The sequence below is a fragment of the Dietzia sp. B19 genome (genome assembly GCF_014145155.1).
Taxonomy (GTDB): domain Bacteria; phylum Actinomycetota; class Actinomycetes; order Mycobacteriales; family Mycobacteriaceae; genus Dietzia; species Dietzia natronolimnaea.
Genome location: NZ_JAALED010000541.1, coordinates 4685 through 12335, shown reverse-complemented (window position 1 = coordinate 12335; position 7651 = coordinate 4685). Strand labels below are relative to the sequence as shown.

Annotated in this window: 8 protein-coding genes; 6 read left to right on the top strand and 2 right to left on the bottom strand. The window is 65.6% G+C overall.

Going from position 1 to position 7651, the window contains the following annotated elements:
• The 5 genes from G6020_RS14730 to G6020_RS14710 all read left to right on the top strand — a co-directional run.
• Positions 1-609: hypothetical protein (locus tag G6020_RS14730; protein ID WP_194306157.1), on the top strand; the 609-nt coding region annotated here is incomplete at its 5' end.
• A gap of 312 nt (positions 610-921) precedes the next feature.
• A complete protein-coding gene (locus tag G6020_RS14725; RefSeq protein WP_182611124.1) occupies positions 922-1848 on the top strand; it encodes an undecaprenyl-diphosphate phosphatase in 927 nt (308 codons plus the stop codon).
• Positions 1849-1902: 54 nt separating this feature from the next.
• A complete protein-coding gene (locus tag G6020_RS17455; protein WP_182611123.1) occupies positions 1903-2229 on the top strand; it encodes a cation transporter dimerization domain-containing protein in 327 nt (108 codons plus the stop codon).
• 469 nt (positions 2230-2698) lie between these two features.
• The gene (gene mgtE, locus G6020_RS14715) at positions 2699-4063 is read left to right on the top strand and encodes a magnesium transporter (RefSeq protein WP_182611122.1); all 1365 of its coding nucleotides are present in this window, start codon (positions 2699-2701) and stop codon (positions 4061-4063) included.
• A 6-nt stretch (positions 4064-4069) separates the two neighbouring features.
• Positions 4070-4801: an MgtC/SapB family protein gene (locus G6020_RS14710; RefSeq protein ID WP_241732743.1), complete on the top strand. Its 732-nt coding sequence runs from the start codon at positions 4070-4072 to the stop codon at positions 4799-4801.
• A 507-nt stretch (positions 4802-5308) separates the two neighbouring features.
• Here the strand turns inward: G6020_RS14710 and G6020_RS14705 are convergent.
• Positions 5309-5830: a TetR family transcriptional regulator gene (locus G6020_RS14705; protein WP_182611121.1), complete on the bottom strand. Its 522-nt coding sequence runs from the start codon at positions 5828-5830 to the stop codon at positions 5309-5311.
• 69 nt (positions 5831-5899) lie between these two features.
• Between G6020_RS14705 and G6020_RS14700 the strand changes: the two genes are divergently transcribed.
• Positions 5900-7048: an FAD-dependent monooxygenase gene (locus tag G6020_RS14700; RefSeq protein ID WP_182611120.1), complete on the top strand. Its 1149-nt coding sequence runs from the start codon at positions 5900-5902 to the stop codon at positions 7046-7048.
• 44 nt (positions 7049-7092) lie between these two features.
• Here the strand turns inward: G6020_RS14700 and G6020_RS14695 are convergent.
• Positions 7093-7651, bottom strand: a 559-nt coding sequence (locus G6020_RS14695) for a hypothetical protein (protein ID WP_194306156.1), incomplete at its 5' end; no start/stop codon positions are given.

Below are 7651 nucleotides of genomic sequence, written 5' to 3'. Positions count from 1 at the left end.
AAGTACGTGGTGTGCGAGCTCGCTGCGGATCAGCTGGATTACGTGTGCGCCCTGACCGGGCAGATCACGCGCGAAGATGGCTGGCGGATGCCCGGCAATGAACCCGATCCGGATGTGCCGGCCGAGCTCAAGCTCATGCCGGAGTACGGGGTCGAGTGGGGCCTTTGGGACGGGTGGCTGCCGTACCACCAGCCCCCTCGGCTCCGCGCGGGCCCGGGTCCCGGGGGTTTTGCGACCCCGCGCAGCCTCGGTCTTACCTCGCAGCTGGAGGACCGACTCCGACGCTGGAACGAGGACTGGCACCGCGGCTTCCTCGACTACGGGCTAGATGGAAATGGGACCAGCGCCGATCTCGGCCTGCCGAATGGAGGTCTCGCCCTGCCGGAATGGGCCGACGATGTGGACCCGGCGGCCTGGTATCGCGAGGGCCACGCGATCGCCTCAAGCCTTGCCGATCAGCTCCCGGGCGTGAAGGTGCGACTCAGGGCGATACGATACGTGTGCGCTCCACGCTTGCTCGACCTCACGCAGATCTTCGGCGACGAGGAGTTCTTCACACCGCCAGCGAGACGGTTTCCCGAGACTCCAGAAACCACTATCGGCCAATGAAGCCGCCGCGCGCCAGGGCCGGCACCCGTAGTTGCGCAGAACTGCTGCTTGTTGGGACGAACGCGAGGCCCGCGCGTTGTCCAATCGGCCTTGTCTGTGTTTCCCCGAGAGGCTTTCGGAAGCTGAAGCAGAGCACCAGGGCACGAGCAGCGAGCGGAGACCTTCGCCTAGGTGTGGTCCCCAGTCCGTCTCTGTTCCTCACTGGTACCCACTGATCGATACGGTATGAGTCATGCCTGATCTTCCGCCCGGTCCCGAAAAAGCGCCGACTGAGGCCAGGGTGGCCGGTACGGCGGCGGAGCACCGCGCTCGATGAGCCTGTGGGAATCGGTCCTCCTGGGAGCGATCCAGGGACTCTTCATGTTCATCCCGGTGAGCTCCTCCAGCCACCTGGTGCTGATGCAGCAATGGCTGGCGGCCGAAGGGTCGCCCCTGCCAGCGCCGGACACCCCAGAGATGATCCTGTTTAACCTGGTGGTACACCTCGGCACGATGGTGTCCGTCGTCGTCGTGATGTGGCGACCGCTGAAGCAGCTGATCAAAGGCATCCGGCGCGACCTCGGGCACTGGCGACGGAGGCGCACGCTGCGCCATCTGATCCACCTGCGGCTCGCGCTGCTGGGCCTGCTGACCACGGCCATCACCGGGGTCCTGGGCCTGCTCATCCGTGCATACGGCACCGACGTCTTCACCACCCCGTGGGCTGTGGCACTGATGCTGATGATCACCGGCGCGGTGCTCTGGTGGTCGGACTCGGTCAAGACCACCTGGCGCGGCGCCACGCAGATGACGGTGCTGGTCGCCGTCGTGATCGGTCTGGCCCAGGCGGCGGCGCTCTTTCCAGGTCTGAGCCGGTCAGGGCTGACCATCGCCGCGGCGCTGGCGCTGGGCATGCACCGGCCGCTGGCAGCGCAGTTCAGCTTTTTCGTCGCCATTCCCACGATCGTTGCCGCCACCGGGCTGCAGTCGCTGAGCCTGCTCGATCCCGCCAGCTTCGAGGGTGGGCTGTTCCTGGGCTGGCAGGACTACGCGCTGGGATTCGTGGTGGCCGCCGTCGTCGGTGCGGGAGCGCTGTGGATGGTGCTGCGACTGCTCTACCGGGGGCATTTCCGGGTCTTCGCGGTCTACGTGGTGGGACTGGCGCTGTTCGTACTGATCAACCAGCCAGACCTCAGTGAGGCCCCACCGGTGGATCAACTACCGCTGGACCAGGACCAACTGGCCCTTCACCAACGATGAGTTTCGGTTTCGTGATCCCCACGCTGAACTGCCACCGCGCTGAAGACCACGAGCATGGCTCAGCGCGGCCATGCCAGCTGGGGACATGGAGCGGTTCTCCACTGCTCAGACGAAGTTCTCCGCAGTTCACGGCGTATTTTTCGCCCTGCCCGGTCCGTGGAGACTGGCCGCCACCGCCATATCTATCTCGTCATGGGCGTGCCCGGGTCCTGGGCTGTCTCTACTGCTCATGAACTCGCCGACAGACTTGAGGACCAGGTCGAAGGAGTGTTCCCTGGCAGAGACACTCATCCATGTCGAGCCGGAGGATCCACTCGGCTTCTACTGACCCCACAATGTGGATGCTCACGACGAGCAGACGTACACGGTCTTGTGGTGTGAAAGAGGTGTGTTAAGGTTCCCGGCGAAAAAGGTCGAAGCCGTGCCTGGTCACGCAGTGACACCGTTCTCGTTGCGCGTCAACACTGCGGCTGTTGCGGCTTCGCTGGAGCGAGAGGGGGTGGGGTTTCGTGAGTGACGTGCCGAGTCCGAGTCCGAGCGGCGAAAGCCGCCGCCCCCGCCCCGCCGCCATCCTCCCTCTCTAGAGGCAACCTGTCTGTAGAGGCACCCTGTCTTCGGGCAGTTCTGACTGTGCCTTCGTAGAGACCGGCACCTGAGGCGGTCCGTCTGCAATCGCCGGTTTCGGCGATGCTGCCCCGTCTCCGTGCGTCCGCGCGAGCGTGCCACCTACCGCCAGATCCCCACCAGAGTTCATCACCTGTTGATCGTTTCCCCGTGCGCATGTGCCGCACGGGGCGTTTCCGTGCGCTACGACTATGCGCGGCTCATGCTTTCCAAGGAGTGTCTTCCCATGTACAACAACAACCTGGTCCGGCTCGTCCGGGACAACGCCACAGATCAGGCCCGCACCTGGGTGCGCGGCAACCATGCAGTCCGTGTTGCAGAGGAACTCGCCCGGATGGATCCGTCTGATCGGGCGGTGGCGTTCCGTCTGCTCGACAAGGACAAGGCGATGAGCGTGTTCGAGCTACTCGATGCTGAGCACCAGCGCACTCTGATCGACGGGTTGCGGGACGAGCGGGTTCACGAGTTGTTCGCTGCGATGTCCCCGGCTGATCGGGTGCGCCTGCTGGATGAAGTCCCGGCAAAGGTCGCCACGAGGCTCCAGCACGGGCTCAGCGATACCGAGCGCGAGGCGACTGCGGAGTTGCTCGGCTACTGGCCCCGCACCGCGGGCAGGGTGATGATCCCGGCGGCCGTGACCCTGGCCCCAGGGCAGACCAGGGAGCAGGCCTTGGACAGGCTCGGCGGGCTCGGCGGCCGGTCCGAGGACTATTCGCTGCTGCCCGTGACCGACGATGAGCGCAGGTTGGTGGGGGTGGTGTGGCTCAGTGACATCGTCACCAGCGAGGACGGGACCCGGATCGAGGCGATCATGTCGAAGGAGAAGTACAGCGTGGACGCCGGCGCCGACCAGGAATCCGCTGCGCGCCTGCTCCAGGAGGCGGATCTCCTGGCGCTTCCGGTGGTCGATGCCGAACAGCGGGTGATCGGCATGATCCCCGTCGACATGGCCATGGAGGTACTCGAGGAGGAGGTCACCCGTGATGCCCTGCGTGCCGGCGGCGCTGAGCCGCTGGGCGTGTCGTACCTGTCGGCCACGGTGTTTCGCCTGGCGCGCACCCGGGCGGTGTGGCTACTGGCATTGATCCTCGCAGCGGTCATGACCGTCAATGTCCTGGAGTACTTCGAGGACACCCTGGCCACAGTGGTGACCCTGGCCTTGTTCATCCCGCTGCTGGTCGACACCGGAGGAAACGCCGGCTCGCAGGCTGCGAGTGCGATGATCCGAGCCCTGGCGGTCAACGAGGTACGGGTGTCGGACCTGCCACGCGTGCTCTGGCGCGAGGCGCGGGTCGGACTACTCCTGGGACTGCTTCTGGCTGCCGTGGGCTTCCCCGTGGCGTCGTTCTTCTACGGCGTCGACATCGGGATCATCATCTCGCTGACGTTGGTGCTGATCTGCCTCTGGGCCTCAGCCGTGGGGGGAGTGCTGCCACTGATCGCGCACAAGCTCCGGATCGACCCTGCGGTGTTCTCCGCGCCGGTGGTCACCACGCTCGTTGACGCCACCGGCCTTATCATCTACTTCCTGATCGCCTCGGTCGTGCTGTCTGATCAGCTCGAGGTGGTCACAGCCCTGGCGGGAGGGTGAGCAGCCATGTTCTTCGTCTCCGACGATCAACTCATCATGGAGATCGTCATCCGGGTGTCGGCAGCATTCCTCGGCGGGTCCCTCATCGGCCTCGAACGCCAATGGCGGGCCCGTTCCGCCGGCCTGCGGACGAACACGCTGGTGTGCGTCGGCGCATGTCTGTTCGTGTTGCTCAGTTCTCTGACTCCCGATGACGCCTCACCCAGCCGTGTCGCAGCTCAGGTGGTCTCGGGGGTCGGCTTCCTGGGCGCCGGGGTCATCATCAAGGAAGGGGGCAGCCTGCGAGGGATCAATACTGCGGCCACGCTATGGGGTTCCGCTGCTATCGGGTGCCTGTGTGGCGGTGGGATGTACATCCCCGCCCTCGCTGGAATCATCGCCATCATCCTGGGCAACGCGCTCCTGCGCCCCATCGCACGGCGGGTCGAGCGCACCGTTCCCGACAACCAGACCGAGAACGAACCGGTCGACTACGAATTCACCGTCGTCTGCCAGGACCCGGACGAAGCGCACATCCGCGCACTGCTCGTCCAGGCCATGCTTGCCGAAGGCTTTCACCTGCAAGGCGTGGACTCGGAGAACATCGCCGCCACCGACCGGGTCCAGGTCCGGGCACTGTTGACCACCCGCAAGCGCGACGACGCGGTTTTCGAAGCCGCAGTCAGTCGCCTCAGCATGGAACAGGCGGTCACCTCCGTACGGTGGCGGGTCCGCCCACATGATCAAGCAGACTTGTAGGCTGCCGCACCGTGTGGAAGACCCGGACGCCGACACAGCAAGAGGAAAGGTTTTGACGATCAGACCAGCAGGTCCCGAACCCTCGTCCTCAGTCGGAGTGTCAATCCGTGTTTCAGCCGGCGTCTGACAACGGACTTCACTGGGTGGCTACTACCCACTCTCGCGGGACGCCACAGCCAGCGCTGTCGCACTGTCGCACTGACGCACTGACGCACTGACAAAGTGCTTGGGAACAGACAAGTGTCGCCATGCATCCCAGATTGACGAAACACGCCGATGTACTTTGCCGAAAGTGACCGTCACGACCGCGGTTGTCAAAGTAGCTGCCGGCCCGCTGAACTGGCACGCGCCGACAACGGGGGAACGGGGGCGCGACCCCGATAGCGAGGAGACGCCGTTGCGCTGGATTGCGCGGGCAATACTGAGCAGGCGTAGGAGGTCGCAACGGCCAGCCGGCACACAACGGATGGCACTGTCAGGTCGCTGAACAGGGTTGACGCCGAGTTCTCAAGAGAGACGACCGAGTACCGGGGCGATGAGTTTCTCCCCGGTCGTGTACTCCGCCCATTGCAGTCCCGCGAGTAGTGCGACGAGCTGTGACGAGGTGAGTGCGGGGGCGCCTTGGGTTTCGGGTGGCGCCCCTTGCCGCGCCTGTTCGACGAAGTCGATGATGCGGGCTCGCCCCTCGGCGAGGATTTTGGCGATCTCAGGGTCCCGTGTCGCCTCGACGGTGATCTCGACTCGGGCTCGGAACCGGTCAGGGTCCGTGTGGGTCCACATGGACATCAGGTCTGCCGCCGCGCCTGGGCGGGTCTCTGTCAGAGCCAGATCGTCGAGGTCGCGTTCGGCCAGCCTGTCGACCACTCCGATAACGAGCGCCCGCCGCGTGCGGAAGTGGTTCGAGGTCGATCCGGCAGGCAGCGCGGCCTCCGCGTCGACGGCCCGGTGCGTCAGACCTCTCATCCCGGTGCGTGCGAGCACCGTGATCGCGGCGTCGGCGAGCTGGCAACGACGGGGTGATTCGGGCATTGACATGCACTCCTTCCCTCTGACTACAATTGTAGTTGAACTACATTCGTAGTTAGAGGGGTAGGGAACGTGAGCGCTGCTACTGCACTGGTCGCAGGCGGAGGAGTCGGGGGGCTGGCCGCGGCGATCGCACTGGCCCAGGCGGGAATGACCGTCACCGTCCTCGAGAAGGCTGCGCAAAGTCACACAGAAGGCGCGGGAATCGTCCTCTGGCCTAACGGAGCCGAGTGTCTCGACCGGCTCGGGATACGGGAGGACATCACGCAGCGCGCAGCGGTAGGCACGCCGCCTACCCAGCGCTCCGTGTCAGGTCGAAAGATGGGCCACATGGACCCTGGGGAGTTCCAGGCCCGCTTCGGAGACGTCGTGGCTCTGCACCGGGGCGTTCTACTGGACGCTCTCGCCCGACATGCCCGCGGCCTCGGAGTGGAAATCCGCTATGGGACAGGCGTCACCCACGCGAGCGAGACCGGACACATCACTACCACCTCCGGCGGCGACCTCTCCGCGGATCTGGTCGTGGGCGCTGACGGCATCGGGAGCACCGTCCGCCGGTCGGCTTTCCCAGATCACCCCGGCCCCAGGGGAACCGGAATAACGGCGTGGCGTTGGATGGTGGACCTCGCCGATACCGAGCTACCGACAATGCCGCAGGCATCACACACACTCGGGGTCGGCATGGAGTTCGGGATCGTCCCCGTCGATTCGCGGCGCATCTACTGTTTCGCCTCCAGTGCCCGCCGCCGCGACGGATCGACCCCAAGTCCAGAGGCATACCGGTCCTGGCACGCCCCGATAGAGCAGCTCGTTGCAGCCGGTGAACGGGCCGGGATGTTGTCCCACGAGCTCGCAGACTTGCCGCCGCTGGCGACCTTCACCCGCGGACGTGTTGCTCTACTCGGTGATGCTGCGCACGCGATGACTCCCCACCTAGGTCAAGGAGGCAGCCAGGCACTGGAGGACGCGGTAGTCCTCGGCGCCGCGGTCCGCCACCACCGCGACATCCACGCTGCTCTGACTGAATACGAGCGTGCGAGGACGCCCCGTACCCACGCACTCCAAACGGGCTCGCGTCGCGCTATGCAAGTAGCGGCAACGCCGTCCCCAGCCCTGTGTGCCGTGCGCGACGTCGCCATTCGACTGATCCCCGGCAAGGTCTCACTCAGCACCCTCGGCGCCTGGGCGACGACCGATCACCTTCCCAGCGGCCGGGACTAGCCCCGCCGCGGCGCCAGGACCGGGCACAACCTGGTGCCGAGCGATCACGAGCATGGCCGAACCTCGACTGGTGTGAAGAACTCGTCGTCGTCGAAAATTCTTGTGAGGAGGAGGAATCGCGGGGCACACACGTAACTGATCGCGGCGAGGCGCACCTTCACACCTGGGAGTTCATCGGCCAGTTGCGCGGCGATCGCGAGTCCCTCGCCGTACCAGGTGGCGGGGTTCACTGCGTCGCTCCACCGGGGGACACCGTAACCGTAGCCGGGAAACCCGAGCTCGGATCCTGCGTCGCGTCCGTCGGTGCTGTAGTCGACGAAGCCGCGACGCCAGTCCTCGTTCCACCGGCGCAGTCGTTCCTCGAGGTCGGCTGTGAGCCCGAGACTGCGCGGCGTGGAGAAGCCAACCGGTCCTGGGCTGCTGCGGAGTCTGGGCGGTTCGTAGTACGGGAGCCAGCCTGCCCAGAGTCCCCATTCGACGCCGTACTCCGGCATGAGTCGAAGCTCCCCGGTCGGGTCCGGGTCGGGCTTGTTGCCCGGCATCCGCCAGCCGACTTCCCGGGTGTGCTGCCCGGTCAACGCGCAGACGTAGTCGAGCTGGTCG

Coding starts and splice junctions, on each gene's coding strand:
- G6020_RS17455 (WP_182611123.1), top strand. CDS start 1,903: ATGGCTCAGCGCGGCCATGCCAGCTGGGGACATGGAGCGGTTCTCCAC.
- G6020_RS14705 (WP_182611121.1), bottom strand. CDS start 5,830: ATGCCCGAATCACCCCGTCGTTGCCAGCTCGCCGACGCCGCGATCACG.
- mgtE (WP_182611122.1), top strand. CDS start 2,699: ATGTACAACAACAACCTGGTCCGGCTCGTCCGGGACAACGCCACAGAT.
- G6020_RS14710 (WP_241732743.1), top strand. CDS start 4,070: ATGTTCTTCGTCTCCGACGATCAACTCATCATGGAGATCGTCATCCGG.
- G6020_RS14725 (WP_182611124.1), top strand. CDS start 922: ATGAGCCTGTGGGAATCGGTCCTCCTGGGAGCGATCCAGGGACTCTTC.